Origin of the sequence: Caulobacter sp. CCUG 60055 (assembly GCF_022750545.1) — a bacterium.
Classification (GTDB): domain Bacteria; phylum Pseudomonadota; class Alphaproteobacteria; order Caulobacterales; family Caulobacteraceae; genus PUIC01.
This window is the reverse complement of record NZ_PUIC01000004.1, coordinates 127,235-141,545: the sequence shown is the minus strand read 5'-3', so window position 1 is coordinate 141,545 and position 14,311 is coordinate 127,235. Positions and strand designations below refer to the sequence as shown.

14 protein-coding genes are annotated in these 14,311 nt (G+C 70.9%); 4 read left to right on the top strand and 10 right to left on the bottom strand.

Annotation, left to right across the window (positions count from 1 at the left end; translation table 11 throughout):
• Positions 1 to 44: 44 nt before the first annotated feature.
• Positions 45 to 1,070 carry a LacI family DNA-binding transcriptional regulator gene (locus C5708_RS08665; RefSeq protein ID WP_242920012.1) on the top strand — a complete coding sequence of 342 codons (1,026 nt, stop codon included), beginning with the start codon at positions 45 to 47 and terminating at the stop codon, positions 1,068 to 1,070.
• 108 nt (positions 1,071 to 1,178) lie between these two features.
• On the opposite strand, the gene C5708_RS08660 is transcribed toward C5708_RS08665, so the two are convergent.
• The 4 genes from C5708_RS08660 to C5708_RS08645 form a co-directional block, all read right to left on the bottom strand.
• Positions 1,179 to 2,585, bottom strand: coding sequence for a peptidoglycan DD-metalloendopeptidase family protein (locus C5708_RS08660; protein ID WP_242920010.1), 1,407 nt, complete (start codon positions 2,583 to 2,585; stop codon positions 1,179 to 1,181).
• A gap of 172 nt (positions 2,586 to 2,757) precedes the next feature.
• Positions 2,758 to 3,135 (bottom strand): arsenate reductase (glutaredoxin), encoded by a 378-nt coding sequence (arsC, locus tag C5708_RS08655; protein WP_242920008.1) that lies wholly within the window; start codon positions 3,133 to 3,135, stop codon positions 2,758 to 2,760.
• 10 nt (positions 3,136 to 3,145) lie between these two features.
• On the bottom strand, positions 3,146 to 4,945 hold the full coding sequence (locus C5708_RS08650; RefSeq protein WP_242920006.1) for a M20/M25/M40 family metallo-hydrolase: 1,800 nt from the start codon (positions 4,943 to 4,945) through the stop codon (positions 3,146 to 3,148).
• 124 nt (positions 4,946 to 5,069) lie between these two features.
• Positions 5,070 to 5,771 carry a response regulator transcription factor CtrA gene (locus C5708_RS08645; RefSeq protein ID WP_242920004.1) on the bottom strand — a complete coding sequence of 234 codons (702 nt, stop codon included), beginning with the start codon at positions 5,769 to 5,771 and terminating at the stop codon, positions 5,070 to 5,072.
• A gap of 378 nt (positions 5,772 to 6,149) precedes the next feature.
• Between C5708_RS08645 and fliI the strand changes: the two genes are divergently transcribed.
• The 3 genes from fliI to C5708_RS08630 are packed head-to-tail and all read left to right on the top strand — an operon-like array spanning position 6,150 to position 8,397.
• Positions 6,150 to 7,490 carry a flagellar protein export ATPase FliI gene (gene fliI, locus C5708_RS08640; protein WP_242920002.1) on the top strand — a complete coding sequence of 447 codons (1,341 nt, stop codon included), beginning with the start codon at positions 6,150 to 6,152 and terminating at the stop codon, positions 7,488 to 7,490.
• Positions 7,487 to 7,900, top strand: a complete 414-nt coding sequence (locus C5708_RS08635; protein ID WP_242920000.1) for a flagellar FliJ family protein — start codon at positions 7,487 to 7,489, stop codon at positions 7,898 to 7,900. Before fliI ends, C5708_RS08635 begins: the two co-directional genes overlap by 4 nt.
• A gap of 59 nt (positions 7,901 to 7,959) precedes the next feature.
• Positions 7,960 to 8,397, top strand: coding sequence for a DUF5990 family protein (locus C5708_RS08630; RefSeq protein WP_242919998.1), 438 nt, complete (start codon positions 7,960 to 7,962; stop codon positions 8,395 to 8,397).
• A 16-nt stretch (positions 8,398 to 8,413) separates the two neighbouring features.
• Here C5708_RS08630 and C5708_RS08625 read toward each other — a convergent pair whose 3' ends face one another.
• The 6 genes from C5708_RS08625 to C5708_RS08600 form a co-directional block, all read right to left on the bottom strand.
• Positions 8,414 to 8,923: an SRPBCC domain-containing protein gene (locus C5708_RS08625; protein ID WP_242919996.1), complete on the bottom strand. Its 510-nt coding sequence runs from the start codon at positions 8,921 to 8,923 to the stop codon at positions 8,414 to 8,416.
• Entirely contained in the window at positions 8,920 to 9,261 is a 342-nt protein-coding gene (locus tag C5708_RS08620; RefSeq protein WP_242919994.1) for a metalloregulator ArsR/SmtB family transcription factor, read from the bottom strand. Before C5708_RS08620 ends, C5708_RS08625 begins: the two co-directional genes overlap by 4 nt.
• A 163-nt stretch (positions 9,262 to 9,424) precedes the next feature.
• Positions 9,425 to 9,805: a DUF4282 domain-containing protein gene (locus C5708_RS08615; RefSeq protein WP_242919992.1), complete on the bottom strand. Its 381-nt coding sequence runs from the start codon at positions 9,803 to 9,805 to the stop codon at positions 9,425 to 9,427.
• Between the two features lie 91 nt (positions 9,806 to 9,896).
• Entirely contained in the window at positions 9,897 to 11,990 is a 2,094-nt protein-coding gene (flhA, locus tag C5708_RS08610; protein WP_242919991.1) for a flagellar biosynthesis protein FlhA, read from the bottom strand.
• Positions 11,991 to 12,040: 50 nt separating this feature from the next.
• Positions 12,041 to 12,919 carry a class A beta-lactamase gene (bla, locus tag C5708_RS08605; RefSeq protein ID WP_242919989.1) on the bottom strand — a complete coding sequence of 293 codons (879 nt, stop codon included), beginning with the start codon at positions 12,917 to 12,919 and terminating at the stop codon, positions 12,041 to 12,043.
• Complete coding sequence (locus C5708_RS08600) at positions 12,909 to 14,291, bottom strand: sigma-54 dependent transcriptional regulator (protein WP_242919987.1); 1,383 nt, start codon at positions 14,289 to 14,291, stop codon at positions 12,909 to 12,911. The genes bla and C5708_RS08600 overlap by 11 nt, the downstream gene beginning before the upstream one ends.
• Positions 14,292 to 14,311 lie beyond the last annotated feature (20 nt).

The window sequence follows — 14,311 nt, the reverse complement described above, 5'->3', positions numbered from 1 at the left end:
CGTCCCGGCAGGACCATCATCAACCCAGGCGCGATGGCTGATCTGTGAGTTCCGCAACCATTATCGACGTCGCTCGCCAGGCCGGCGTGTCGATCAAGACCGTCTCCAGGGTGCTCAATTTCGAGCCGAACGTGCGCGAGCAGACCCGCGCCAAGGTCCTGGCCGCCGCCGAGGCGCTGCGCTATCGGCCGAACGTCTCGGCCCGCAGCCTGGCCGGTTCGCGCTCGTACCTGATCGGGCTGCTGTTCGACAACCCGAGCCCGGCCTATGTCGCCGACGTGCAGATGGGCGCCGTGACCCGGTGCCGTCAGGCCGGATACCACCTGATCGTCGAGCCGATCGATTCGGCGGCGGGCGACGTCGGCGCGGTGATCGAGCCGATGCTCGACACGCTCAATGTCGACGGGCTGATCCTGACGCCGCCGGTGTGCGACAACGTCGCCATCCTCGACGCCCTCGACCGCGCCGGCGCGGCCTATGTCCGCATCGCGCCCGACAAGGCTCCGGACCGCGCCGCCTACGTGCACATGGACGACCGCCGGGCCGCCTACGAGATGACCGCCTACCTGCTCGGCCTGGGGCACGAGAGCGTCGGCTTCATCATCGGCCCTCCCGACCACGGGGCGGCGCACCTGCGCTACGAGGGCTATCGCCAGGCCCTGGCCGACGGCGGGCGGGCGTTCCGGCCCGAGCACGTCCGTCAGGGACAGTTCTCGTTCCGCTCGGGTTTCGAGGCGGCCGAGAGCCTGCTGGCCGGCCCCGACCGCCCCACCGCCGTGTTCGCCTCCAACGACGACATGGCGCTGGGGGTGACGGCGGTGGCCTACCGCCTGGGCGTGTCGATCCCGGGGGACGTGTCGGTGGCGGGGTTCGACGACACGCCGGGCGCGCGGGTGGTCTGGCCGCAGCTGACCACCATCCGCCAGCCGATCATGGAGATGGCCGCCGCAGCCGCCGAGCTGCTGATCTCGGGCGAGGCCGGTCGTCGCGACGAGGCCGGGGGGCCGGCCAGCCGCCTGCTCGACTTCGATCTCATCGTCCGGGAATCGACGGCGCCGCCTCCGGCCTGAGCCGGGCGGCTGACAGCGCTTTCCTAGGCGCGCGAACCGCCGGCGAGGCGCTGACCCGGCGGGATCTCGGGAAGTTCCAGCTTGGCCCCAGGGCCGCCAGGCGGCCGCCTAGCGGCCGGTGCGGCCGATGCCCTGGCTCGGACGCAGGTCGGCGACCTGGGACGCCTTGGCCACGTCGGCCTTGGCCAGGCGATCGCCCTCGGAGGCGTTGCGGGCGATCAGGGTGTCGATGCGCGTCTTCTCGGCCTTGAAGGCGGCCAGGTCGCGGCCGGCCAGCACCGTGCCCTGCGGCACCTTGGCGCTCTTGGGGTCGACCTTGTCGCCTTTGATCATCACCTCGTAGTGCAGGTGCGGGCCGGTCGACTGGCCGGTGTTGCCGGTATAGGCGATCACCTGGCCCTGGCGGACATGCTGGCCCGGCTTGACGGCCCAGCCGGACAGGTGGCCGTAGCCGGTCTCGAAGCCGCCGTTGTGCTTGATCTTCACCCACCGGCCATAGCCGCTCGACCACTGGGCCTGCTCGACCACGCCGTCGCCGGCGGCGAACACCGGCGTGCCGATCGGCACGCCGAAATCGACGCCCTTGTGCATGCGGTTGTAGCCGAGCAGCGGATGGAAGCGCATGCCGAAGCCGGAGGTGACGCGGGCGCTGTCCACCGGGGTGCGCAGCAGGAAGCCGCGGATGTTCTTGCCGAACTCGTCGAAATACTGGGCTTCGGACTGGTCGCCGCCCTTGAAGCGGTAGAAGCGGGTGGTCTGGCCCTTGGCGCCGATCTCGGCGTAGAGCAGTTCGCCCGTCTCGATGGTGCGGCCGCTCTCGGTGACCTTGCGGTCGAACACCATCTTGAACTGGTCGCCGCTGTGGATGTCGCGGCTGAAGTCGAGCTTGTGCGAGAACAGCTTGACCACCTGGGCCGTCAGCTGCGGCGTGGCGCCGGCGGCGGTGGCGCTTTCATAGAGCGAGCCTTCCAGCTCGCCCTGGGCCACCGTGGTCTCCTCGCGGATCTTCTCCTCCATCTCCCGCAGCTTCAGCGCGCCGTCGAAGGTGCGCGAGACGGTGATGGCGGTGGCGGGGCCGGTGCGCATCGACAGGCCGACCAGCCGGACGGGGCCACGCTGGTCGCGCGGGCGGGCGATGGCGGCGTTGAACGCGAGGCCGGCCTTGATGTTCACGGTGTCGAAGGCCTGGGCCAGGGTCGAGACCACCTGCTTGGCCTCGTCGGCGGCGATCCCGGTGCGCCGCACGGCCGATTCCAGCGTCTCGCCGGAGCGCACCTCGACGTGGATGTTCTCGGGACGGGTGAAGCCGGGCTGGGCCTCGGCCTGGGTGAAGGCCTTGTTCTGCAGGGCGGCGAAGGCCGCCGCGTCCAGCGGCTTGGGCGCCTGCCCGCCGTGTCTCTGGCCCTCGGTGGCCGTCAGGCGCCAGCCCGCCGCCAAGGCCGCCAGGCCGGCGACGGCGACGAACAGGCGCGGCGTGATTCGGAACGCCGGTCGGCGCGGATCAAAAGACTGCATCGTTCCCCCGAAACGCTGACGATGCCGACGGCTAAGCAATACAGAGGCTTAGCGTGCCTGCGACTAAGATTTGAGGTGGCCGAGCTATGGCCGAGCCTCCGGATCGAGTGCAAGCAAAATTTACCAGAAGTGACGAAATTGTCACGCCTTCGTGTGCGGGGCGAGGCGATTTTCAGCCCCGGTTCATCCCCTGGTCGAGCAGGGCGGCGACTTTGTCGGCCGGGCGGCACAGGGCGACGCCCAGCGGCGTCTCGACGATCGGGCGCTCGACCAGGATCGGGTGGGCGACCATCGCCTCGAAAATGCGGTCGTCGCCGACGGCCGGATCGGCGAGGCCGAGCTCCTCGGCCGGCGTTCCGCGCAGACGCAGGATGTCGCGCGGGCGGGCGCCCATCCTGGCGAGCAGGGTCTCCAGCGCCGGACGCGTCCAGCCGGTCTTGAGGTATTCGACCACCCGGGGCTCGTGACCGGCCTCGCGGATGGCGGCCAGGACGTTGCGCGACGTGCCGCAGTTCGGGTTGTGGTGGATGGTGACGGGAAAGTCGCTCATGGCCGGTCGCTCAGATCAACGGGATCGAAATCAGCGCCGCCGCGCCCGCGACGGCCGCCGCGGCGCTCAGCGCCGGGGCCGGTCTAGCCTCCGACGCCCGCCACAGGAAGGGCCAGACCCCGAAAATCGCCAGCAGGCCGCCGATCGCCACCGCCTGCGGGGTGGCGGCGCCGACGCCGAGGGCGGCGAAGTGGCCGAGCCCGGCGGCCCAGGCGAAGACGAGGACGGCGGCGATCCCGGCGATCCCGAGGCCGAGAGCGCCGGGCCGCAGGACCAGCGCGGCGAGGCCCGCCGCGCCGGCAAGGACCGGCCATTGCAGGAAGAAGCTGGTCTGCGGCGCCGCCATCTGGCTGGCCGCCGCGAGCAGCCAGCCCAGCGCCAGCGCGCCGGTCCAGGCGCCGTCGCGGTCGGGCCGCGCGCCGAAGACCGCCAGGCCGAGCCCGGCGGCGAGGGCGGCGATGACGATCATCGGCCATTGAACCCCGGCGATCATGCCGAGCGCGAGCAGCGGCAAGGGGGCGAGGGCGGCGAGCCGGCGGGCGCGGCCCTTCCTCAACGCCCAGGTCGTCGCCAGGGCGACGCCGAACAGGATCAAGCCGAGGGCGGCCTCGTAGCGGTCGAAGCGGTCGAGCAGGGGGCGCAACGAGGCGTAGCTGCGCCCGCCCCCGGCCAGGCGCGGCGCGGCCTGCAGGGCGAGGGCCCCGACCAGGAGCAGGTAGAGCGCCAGGCCCGCGCCGCGCGCCGCGTCGGTCCAGCGCCAGGCGCTCCGCCGGCCGAGGGCGACGCCGGCGACGACGATCAGCCCGGCCGAAGCGGCGAGGATCAGCCACCCGGCCCAGCCCGGATAGGCGATCACCGGGCCGCCGAACAGATCGAACCACACCGGGTCCGGGGCGGGCGGCGGCAGGGCGTCGGCGAAGGCGGCGATGCGCGCGCCGGCCAGCCCCTGCTCGCCGAGGCTCTGCAAGGCGCCCTGCTCCAGCGCGTCCGGCGTCGCCGACGGGGTGTGATACTGGCCGGGGCGTCCGATGAAGGCGTAGTTCAGGCCGGGCAGGCCCTGGCCCTTGGACACGCTGAAATCGGTGTCGTTGGGCATGACGCTGTAGATGTAGCTGGCCAGCGAGTTGCTGCTCGGATGGATCGCACTGGCGGCGAAGGCGCCGATCACCGCGCCGGACGTCCGGCCGGTCTCGAACATGGCGGCGCGGCCGCCGCCGCCGCGCGCCTCCATGTTGACCACGAAGCCGACGCGGCGGGCCAGGGGGCTGCGGCCGAAGAAGGCCACCGCGCCGCACAGGCCCTTCTCCTCGCCGTCGGTCATCAGCACGATGACGTCCCGCTCGGGAACGCCCTGGGCCTTGATGGCGCGCACGATCTCGAGGGCCGAGGCCACGCCGGCCCCGTCGTCGGCCGCGCCGGGAGAGCCGGGCACGCTGTCGTAGTGGCTCATGACCAGCAGGGCCGGCGCCAGCGGCGAGCGCCCGGGCAGCACGCCGACGACGTTCTCGACCGTCACGGCGCGCGGCGGGCCGCCACGCCGGCCGGGCGTCATGATCTCCTCGCGCTGGATCGAGGTCTGCAGGCCGAGGCCGGCCAGCCTGCCGGTCAGATAGTCGCGAACCTCGGCGGCGGCGGGCGAGCCGTTCGGGCGCGGCGCGGCGGCGATCCGCCGCACGTCGGCCATGGCCCGCTCGGCCGAGAAGGCCGTGGCCGGCGACGAGGCCGGCGCGGGGGGCGGCGTGCGCGCCGCCGACCAGGCGAGCGCGCCGCCGAACGCGACCACCACGATCAGTCCGATGAAGCCCCGCATGACGCCTTCCCCCGCATTTTCCGAACTGTCGGGGACAACGGCGACGGCGGCAAGGGCGGGCGTCCAAAAGCGAAACGCCCGCCGGCGAGGGCGGGCGTTCGAAACGTCGCGGCGTCGCCCCGCGTCAGGCGACGGCGGCGTCCAGGCCTTCCTGCGGGTCGCGCAGCACGTAGCCCCGGCCCCAGACGGTTTCGATGTGATGCTTGCCGTGCGTGGCGGCGGCCAGCTTCTTGCGCAGCTTGCAGATGAAGACGTCGATGATCTTCAGCTCGGGCTCGTCCATGCCGCCGTAGAGATGGTTGAGGAACATCTCCTTGGTCAGGGTCGTGCCCTTGCGCAGGGAGAGCAGCTCCAGCATCTGGTATTCCTTGCCGGTCAGGTGCACGCGGATGCCGTTCACCTCGACCGTCTTGGCGTCCAGATTGACGGTGATGTCGCCGGTCTTGATCACCGACTGGGCGTGGCCCTTGGAGCGGCGGACCACGGCGTGGATGCGGGCGACCAGTTCGTCCTTGTGGAACGGCTTGGTCATGTAGTCGTCGGCGCCGCCGGTGAAGGTCTTCACCTTGGTGTCGATCTCGGCCGTGCCCGAGAGGATCATGATCGGCGTATTGATCTTGGCGACGCGCAGAGTGCGCAGCACGTCCATTCCCGACATGTCGGGCAGATTGAGGTCGAGCAGGATCAGATCGTAATCATAGATCTTACCGAGGTCGACGCCCTCTTCACCAAGATCAGTGGTGTAAACATTAAAGCCCTCGGACTTCAGCATCAATTCGATGCTTTGCGCTGTGGCGCTGTCATCCTCGATCAACAGTACGCGCATCAGTCCCTCCCCGCGCGAAGGCGGTGTCGAAAGGCGGAGATTAAGACCGCTCCGCACAGGCTTCCCGCCACATTGGCGACGAGGAGCTTTAAACTTGGTTAATCGTGAACGCTTCGTTTGCGAATCTAGGGTGATTTGCGAATCGCAGACAAGACTCCCGGTTAACCAAATTTCGCATTGGATTCGTTGGATTCTTCCACAGGCTGTGAACGCTCCGCGCGAGGCCGTGACAGGACTCCGTTCGACCCGTGAGTCAAGTTTCGCCTTGTTCCTGCACGCGTTTTTCGCCGGCGCATCCGGCCTGATCGTCCGTGGCCGGCGTTTCACACATGGTTAACGGCGACCGGCGATTGTGTCGGCGGGCATTGGGGGGAGCGCTTGCGCAATCTGATCGCGGCCGTCGAGCGCATCGACCCGCTGACCGTCTCCGGGCGGGTGGCGGCGGTGAACGGGCTCCTGATCGAGGCCCGGGGCGGACTGACGCGGCTGGCGGTGGGCGCGCGCGCCGAGATCGACCGGCTGGGCGGCGGGCCCCTGGCCGCGGAGGTGGTCGGCTTTCGCGAGGCGCGGGCCCTGCTGATGCCGTTCGGCCCGGTCGAGGGCGTCGCCCCCGGCGCCGAGATCCGCATCATGCCCGAGGGCGCCTCGGTGCGCCCGACCCTGGCCTGGCGCGGCCGCATCGTCGACGCCTTCGGCGAGCCGATCGACGGCAAGGGGCCGTTGCCCCAGGGGCCGGCCGCCTATCCGCTGCGCAGCCCGCCGCCGCCGGCCCACGCCCGCGGCCGGGTGGGCGAGCGGCTGGACCTGGGCGTGCGGGCGATGAACGTCTTCACCACCTGCTGTCGCGGCCAGCGCCTGGGCGTGTTCGCCGGCTCGGGCGTCGGCAAGTCGGTGCTGCTGTCGATGCTGGCGCGCGAGGCGGCCTGCGACGCCGTGGTCGTCGGCCTGATCGGCGAACGGGGCCGCGAGGTGCGCGAGTTCATCGAGGAGACCCTGGGCGAGGAGGGGCTGAAGCGGGCCGTGGTGGTGGTGGCCACCTCGGACGAGCCGGCGCTCAAGCGCCGCCAGGCCGCTTTCATGACCCTGGCCATCGCCGAATACCTGCGCGACCAGGACCAGGAGGTCCTGTGCCTGATGGACTCGGTGACCCGCTTCGCCATGGCTCAGCGCGAGATCGGCCTCGCCGCCGGCGAGCCGCCGACCACCAAGGGCTACACCCCGACCGTGTTCACAGAGCTGCCCAAGCTTTTGGAACGGGCCGGGCCGGGGCCGATCCGGCCCGACGGCACCACGGCGGGGCCGATCACCGGCCTGTTCACCGTGCTGGTCGACGGCGACGACCATAACGAGCCGATCGCCGACGCCGTGCGCGGCATCCTCGACGGCCACATCGTCATGGAGCGGGCCATCGCTGAGCGCGGCCGTTTCCCGGCCATCAACGTGCTGAAGTCGATCAGCCGGACCATGCCCGGCTGCCAGCTGCCGCACGAGCGCGAGGTCGTCACCGTCGCCCGGCAGGCCCTGGCCTCCTACGCCAACATGGAGGAGCTGATCCGCATCGGCGCCTATCGCATGGGGGCCGATCCGCAGGTGGACAGGGCCATCCGGCTCAACCCGGCGTTGGAGGAATTCCTCAGGCAGGGTAAGGATGAGGTCAGCACGCTGGACGAGAGCTTCGATCGCCTGCACGCGATCCTGACTGAAGGAGCGATCGGATGAAGTGGGCCCAATCCCTGATCCGCATCTCGACCTTCGAGGTCGAGACGCTGCAGAAGCGGCTGGCCGAGATCGTCGACCTGCGCGTGCAGGTCGAGGTCAAGATGTCGCTGATCGAGGCCGAGGCCGAGGCCGAGGCCCTGCGCGCCCGCACCGACGCCGAGGCCGGCTGGTACCTGGCCGGATTCCGCGAGGGCGTGAAGCTGCGGGTGGCGTCGTTCCAGGCGGCGCTCGACGCTCTGGCCCAGGAGGAGGCGGGGGCCCGCGACGCCCTGGCCCAGGCCTTCGAGGAGTTGAAGAAGTACGAGCAGGTGGCCGAGAACGCCAAGACGGCGGCGGCCAAGGAGACGGCGCGTCGCGAGACGGCGGCCCTGGACGAACTGGGCCTGCGTCGTCTCGCTTCGCGAAGCTGACCACGCGGCCGGCGACCCGCCGGCGGCGGGCGCGGGCGGACTGAAAGAGGAAACGCGTCATGCGGCCCGAGCGGTTCGAGCTACCCCTTCGCATCCTGGTCGACGACCCCATTCCCGGACTGGCGCTCGCCCTGCAGCGAGGGCGAGCGGGGGCGGCCGAGCTGGTCCCGCCCGCGAGCCGTTCGGCCGAGGCGGTGGTCTTCGACCTGGAGGCGATAGTGGAGGGCGGCCTGCCGGACGGGCGACCGCGGCTGCTGGGCCCCTGCGTCCAGGGGCCGCCCGACGCGCGGTTCGTCTATCTGTGCGTGGGCGTCATGGCCGGCCAGGCGGACTCGCCGTGGAGCGGCCGGGTCAAGGTGCCGCTGGGCGGTCTGGGCTGGGACATGATCGAGGCGCGTCCGCCGGGCGCTCGCCTCGTGGCGCGAATCCCGAGCCGGTCGCCCAGGGGCGGTCCGGCCCTGGCCTCCGTGCGGCTTCTGCCGCCTGGGTGGGCCTAGGGCCGGCGCCGCGCCGCTATCGCTCCGGTTGGCCGTAGCGCCTGTCGAGTTTCCTAATCTGGCTGTTGAAGCCTTCGACCGACATCCTCGTCCAGTGCGGATCGAGGTGGGGGTGGAGGGTGACCACCATCCGCGTCTGGTCGTCCCGTGCCTGGAAATCGACCTCGATGAGGCTCTCATACGGTCCCGAGCCCGGCACGAAGTCGATCAAGTGGACCAGGGTCAGCCGCGCATAGGGCCTGAACTCGGCGAACCGTCCGTGGGTGTTGTGCGACAGCGGCTGGTTCATGCTCTTCATCGCGGCGATCGCCTCGGGGGCGTCGGCGATCATGTCGTACTCCAGCACGCCGTCGGCGCGCGCCTCCAGTGCGTGGACCTCGACGCGGAAGCCCTCGGGGCCCCACCACGATTCAAACCCCGCCTTGGTGGTCCACAACGCCCACAGGTCCTCGACCGGGGCGCGGTAGACTCGTTCGACGACGACGATGGCCTGGGGCGCGGCGGTCGGTCGGCTGGCGTCGCTCATTGTCCTGGCTCCTCTTTGGCGGCGCCGTCGTTGCGTCGTTCCTCAAGCGCGGCGCCGAAGCGGTCGAGGCGGGCTTCCCACAGGCGCCGGTAGCCGGCGATCCAGGCTTCCAGTTCGCGGAAAGGCCCCGGCTGCAGGGCGTAGACCCGGCGGCGTCCTTCCGGCCGTATCGAGACGAAGCCGGCGTCGTGCAGCAGGCGCAGGTGGCGCGAGACGCCGGACTGATGGATGCCGGCCCGACGGACGATGTCGTTGACCGGCCGCTCGCCGTCGCGCAGCGCCTCGACGATGAGGCGGCGGGTCGGGTCGGCGAGCATTTCGAAGGCATTAATATGCATGGCCATAAATATATATGATCGTGCATATATGGGCGTCAAGCCGGCGCGTCCGCGCCGCCTCAGGGAGGCGGTCGGGCGGCGGTCGTTCTTTTGAGAGTGGAATCGGCCCGAGGGCGGTCCGGCGGCCGGCTTGCCTCAGGAGAGGGCCGGCCGGAGAAGCCCGTCAGATCTGGCCGTGCAGGCGGGTCTGGTGGGCGGCTTCGGCGTCGGCGGCCTGGCGCAGGGCGCGCAGGTCGTCGCTGATGCGCACGATGGCGACGTAGAACTCGCAGAAGGCCCGCCACATCAGGACCAGGGCGCCGATGACCAGGAAACCGGCCACGCCGACCGCGACGGCCAGCAGGACGCCGGAGAAGTCCTCGCCGCGCAGGGCCAGGCCCACCGTGGTGCCGAGGATGCCGAAGGCCATGATGGTCAGGATGCCCAGGCCCGCCCAATAGATCAGGTGGACCAGCGGACCGGTCATCAGCCGGTCGAAGGTCAGCAGGTCCCAAAAGAATTCACGCGCCGAGACGCGTCTGGTCGGTTTCACACTGGGACGCATACCTGTGTCACCCCTGGGCCGGCGGAACGCGGCGTAGTTGCTGAATTGGCTATCAGGGCGAGGCGGCGGACGCAATCTCCGCCGATCCCGCTCACACCGAGCCCACGGTCTTCAACCGCGCCTTCGGATGAATCTCGTTCTGGCTCATGATCACCGTCTGGCCGCGGAACCGCTCGATGATCGAGCGGACATAGGGCCGCACCCCCGGGCTGGTCAGCAGCACGGCGGCGTCGCCGCCCAGGGCCGCCCGCTCGAAGGCGTCGCGGACGTTGCGGATGAAGTCCTGAAGGCGCGAGGGGGCCATGGCCAGCTGCTTCTCCTCGCCCGGCCCGACCAGGGCCTCGGCGAAGGCCTGCTCCCATTCCGGCGACAGGGTGATGATCGGCAAGGTGCCGTCCTCGGCGCGGTTCTGCCAGCATAGCTGCTTGGCCAGCTTGGCGCGCACGCCCTCGACCAGGAAGGTGACGCTGGCGGTGTGGGGCGCGTTCTCGCCGACGCCTTCCAGGATGGTCGGCAGGTCGCGGATCGACACCCGCTCCTTGAGCAGGTGCTGCAGCACCCGTTGCAGGGTCGAGGCGGTGACGATCGAGGGGACCAGATCGTCGACCAGCTTCTTCTGTTCGCCCGGCAGGTCCTTCAGCAGCTTCTGCACCTCGGCGTAGGACAGAAGGTCGGCCATGTTGTCCTTGAGGATCTCGGTCAGGTGCGTGCTCAGCACCGTGGCCGGGTCGACGATGGTGTAGCCGCGGAAGGTGGCTTCCTCGCGCAGGTTGTCGTCGATCCAGGTGGCCGGCAGGCCGAAGGCCGGCTCGCGCACGTGCTCCCCCGGCAACTCGACCTGACCGCCGCGCGGGTCCATGGCCATCAGCGAGCCCAGCCGCACCTCGCCGGCGCCGGCCTCCATCTCCTTGATGCGGATGGCGTAGCCCTGGGTGGGCAGGCGCATGTTGTCGAGGATGCGCACGCTGGGCATCACGAAGCCGTACTCGGCCGCCAGGGTGCGGCGCAGGGCGCGGATCTGGTCGGTCAGGCGGCGGCCTTCGAGGTCGTTGATCAGCGGCAGCAGGCCGTAGCCCAGCTCGATCTTGATGTCGTCGATGGCCAGGGCGGCGCTGATCGGCTCTTCTTCCTGTTCGACCGGCAGGGCGGGCGCCTCCTCGGCGACGGCTTCCTTGGGTTCTCGCGACCGTCGCCAGGCCAGGGCGCCGGCGCCGATCGAGATGGCCGCGAACGGGATGATCGGCATGCCCGGCACCAGGGCGATGACCCCCGCCGACGCCGACACCATGCCCAGCGCGACCGGGTTCATGGCCAGCTGGGCGGTCAGGGCCTTGTCGGCGGCGCCCTCGACGCCGGCCTTGGAGACCAGGAAGCCGGCGGCGATCGAGATGATCAGGGCGGGGATCTGGCTGACCAGGCCCTCGCCGATGGTCATGATGGTGTAGGTCGACGCCGCCTGGCCGATCGGCAGCTTGTGCTGGACGACGCCGATCAGGATGCCGCCGATGATGTTGATGCCGGTGATGATCAGGCCGGCGACGGCGTCGCCGCGCACGAACTTCGAGGCGCCGTCCATGGCCCCAAAGAAGGTCGATTCCTGCTCCAGCTCCTTGCGGCGGCGCTTGGCCTCGTCCTGGTCGATCAGGCCGGCCGACAGGTCGGCGTCGATGGCCATCTGCTTGCCGGGCATGGAGTCCAGGGTGAAGCGCGCCGCCACCTCGGCGATGCGGGTCGAGCCCTTGGTGATGACCACGAAGTTCACGATCACCAGGATGGCGAACAGGATCACCCCGATGATGAAGTTGCCCTGCATCATCAGGTGGCCGAAGGCCTCGATGATGTTGCCCGCGCCGCCGACGCCCTCCTGGCCGTGGCCGAGGATCAGGCGGGTGGAGGCGATGTTGAGGCCCAGCCGGTAGAGGGTGGCGACCAGCAGCACCGTCGGGAAGGCCGAGAACTCCAGCGGCTTCTTGATCAGCACCGAGGTCATCAGGATCAGCACGGCGCTGGTGATCGAGATGGCCAGCAGCAGGTCCAGCAGCACCGGCGGCACCGGCAGGATCATCAGCACGACGATGCTGACGACGCCCAGGGCCATGCCCACCTCGCCACGCGCCAGCCAGCCCCAGACCTGCTTGGGGCTGGGCCGGTTGTTCAGGGCGTTGGCGAGGGCGGTGTCGACCATCGGCGGGGCTTAGGGGGTCCTGAACCGGAGGGGGGCGGGAAGCGGGCGCATCAGGCGGAGCGGGAACGGACTATGATTCGGCCGACCTCGGCGACGGCGGCGACGGCGGCGTCCTGCGACCTCGCGCCGGTCACGAACACGGCGGCGGTCAGCGGCGCGCGGCCCGGAGGCCGGATCAGGGCGACGTCGTTGGCGGTGTGGGTCCCGTTCGAGCCGGTCTTGTCGCCGACGATCCAGTCATTCGGCAGGCCGGCGCGCAGGCGTTCGGCGCCGGTGGTGTTGCCGTCGAGCCAGGTCCGCAGGCGCTCGCGGGAGGCGGGCTTCAGCGTCTCGCCCAGGGTCAGCCGCCCGAAGGTCGCGGCCATAGCCGCCGGCGTCGAGGTGTCGCGGGGATCGCCGGCGATGGCGCTGTTCAGGCTGGGTTCGTTGCGGTCCAGGCGGGTGACCGCGTCGCCCTGGGCGCGCAGCCATGCGGTCAGGGCGGCGGGGCCGCCGGTCTCGCGGAGCAGCAGGTTGGCGGCGGCGTTGTCGCTGTACTGGATGGCGGCGGCGCAGAGGTCGGCCAGCGGCAGGCCGCCGTCGGCCACGTGCCGGCCGGTGATCGGCGAGACCGGCAGCAGGTCGGCGCGGCCGTAGGCGACGCGGGCGGCCAGCGACATCTCGCCCCGGTCGACCCGGGCCAGCACCCGCCCGACCAGCAGCGCCTTGAAGGTGCTGCACATCGGGAAGCGTTCGCCGTCCCGATGGGTCAGCGTCGCGCCGGAGCCGGTGTCGCGGACGTGGACGCCCAGGCGGCCGCCGCAGGCCTTCTCGGCGGCGGCGAGGTCGGCCGCCGCGGTCGCCGCCCAGGCGCGGCCGGCGACCGCCAGGGCGAGGGCGCCGGCGATCAGGCCGCGCCGGTCGAGGGCCGGGAAAGGCTCAGGCCGCATTGGCGCCCGGCCCCTGCGGCGCGGGCACCGCCACGCCGGCCTCGGAATATTCCTTCAGCTTGTTGCGCAGGGTGCGGATCGAGATGCCCAGGATGTTGGCGGCGTGGGTGCGGTTGCCGAGGCAGTGGCTGAGGGTGTCGAGGATCAGCTGCTGCTCGACCTGGGCCACGGTCTGGCCGACGAAGCCGCGCGCCGCCGCCTCGGCCGCCATCGAGGCGTTGCGGGCGACCTCGGCCCCCCACCGCTCGGCGCCGGGCGCGGCGGCCATCGGCTGGCCGTCGGGCAGGCGGATGGCGAACTCCTCGATCTCGGCGCCCGAGGACAGCAGCACCGCCCGGTGCATGGCGTTCTCCAGCTCGCGCACATTGCCGGGCCAGCGGTGTTCGACCAGCCGCCGGCGCGCGGTCTCGGCCAGCGGCCGTTCCGGCGCGCCGTTGGCGGCGGCGTACTTCTTCACGAAGTGGTCGGCCAGGGCCAGGATGTCGGCCGGCCGCTCGCGCAGCGGCGGCAGGCGCAGATTGACCACGTTCAGGCGGTAGAGCAGGTCCTCGCGGAAGGTCCCGTCGCGCACGGCCTGGGCCAGGTCGCGGTTCGAGGTGGCCAGGATGCGGATGTCGACCCGCACCGGCCGCGCGCCGCCGACGCGGTCGATCTCGCGTTCCTGGATGGCGCGCAGCAGCTTGGCCTGCAGGCGGGCGTCCATCTCGGAGATTTCGTCGAGCAGCAGGGTGCCGCCGTCGGCTTCCTCGAACTTGCCGATCCGCCGGGCCAGGGCGCCGGTGAAGGCGCCCTTCTCGTGGCCGAACAGCTCGCTTTCCAGCAGGTTCTCGGGGATGGCGGCGCAGTTGACGCTGATGAACGGCCGGGTCGCCCGCCGCGACTTGGCGTGCAGGTAGCGGGCCATGACTTCCTTGCCGACGCCGCTTTCGCCGGTGATCAGGATCGAGGCCTCCGACGCCGCCACCTGGTCGGCCAGGCCCATCACCGCCTGCATGGCCGGATCGCGCGTCACCAGCGGGCGGTCGTCGTCGCTGACGGCCGACAGCACGGCGGCGATCAGGTCGGCCTCCGGCGGCAGGGGGATGAATTCCTTGGCTCCCGCGCGGATGGCGTCGCCGGCCCGCTTGGGGTCGGCGCCGACGCCGCAGGCCACCACCGGCACCCGGATGCGCTCGGCCTCGTTGGCGGCGATCAGGCTGGCGATGTCCAGCTCGTAATCGACCATCAGCAGGTCCGCGCCCTGGCCCGCGCGCAGGGCGTGGGTCGCCGCCTCGCAGGTCTCGACGTGGGCCACCTTGGCGCCCGCCTTCATCGCCATCTGCACGGCGCTGGAGAGCTGTCCGCTCAGTCGTCCGACGACCAGAAGCCGCATGGGTTAGTCTCCTCGTAAGC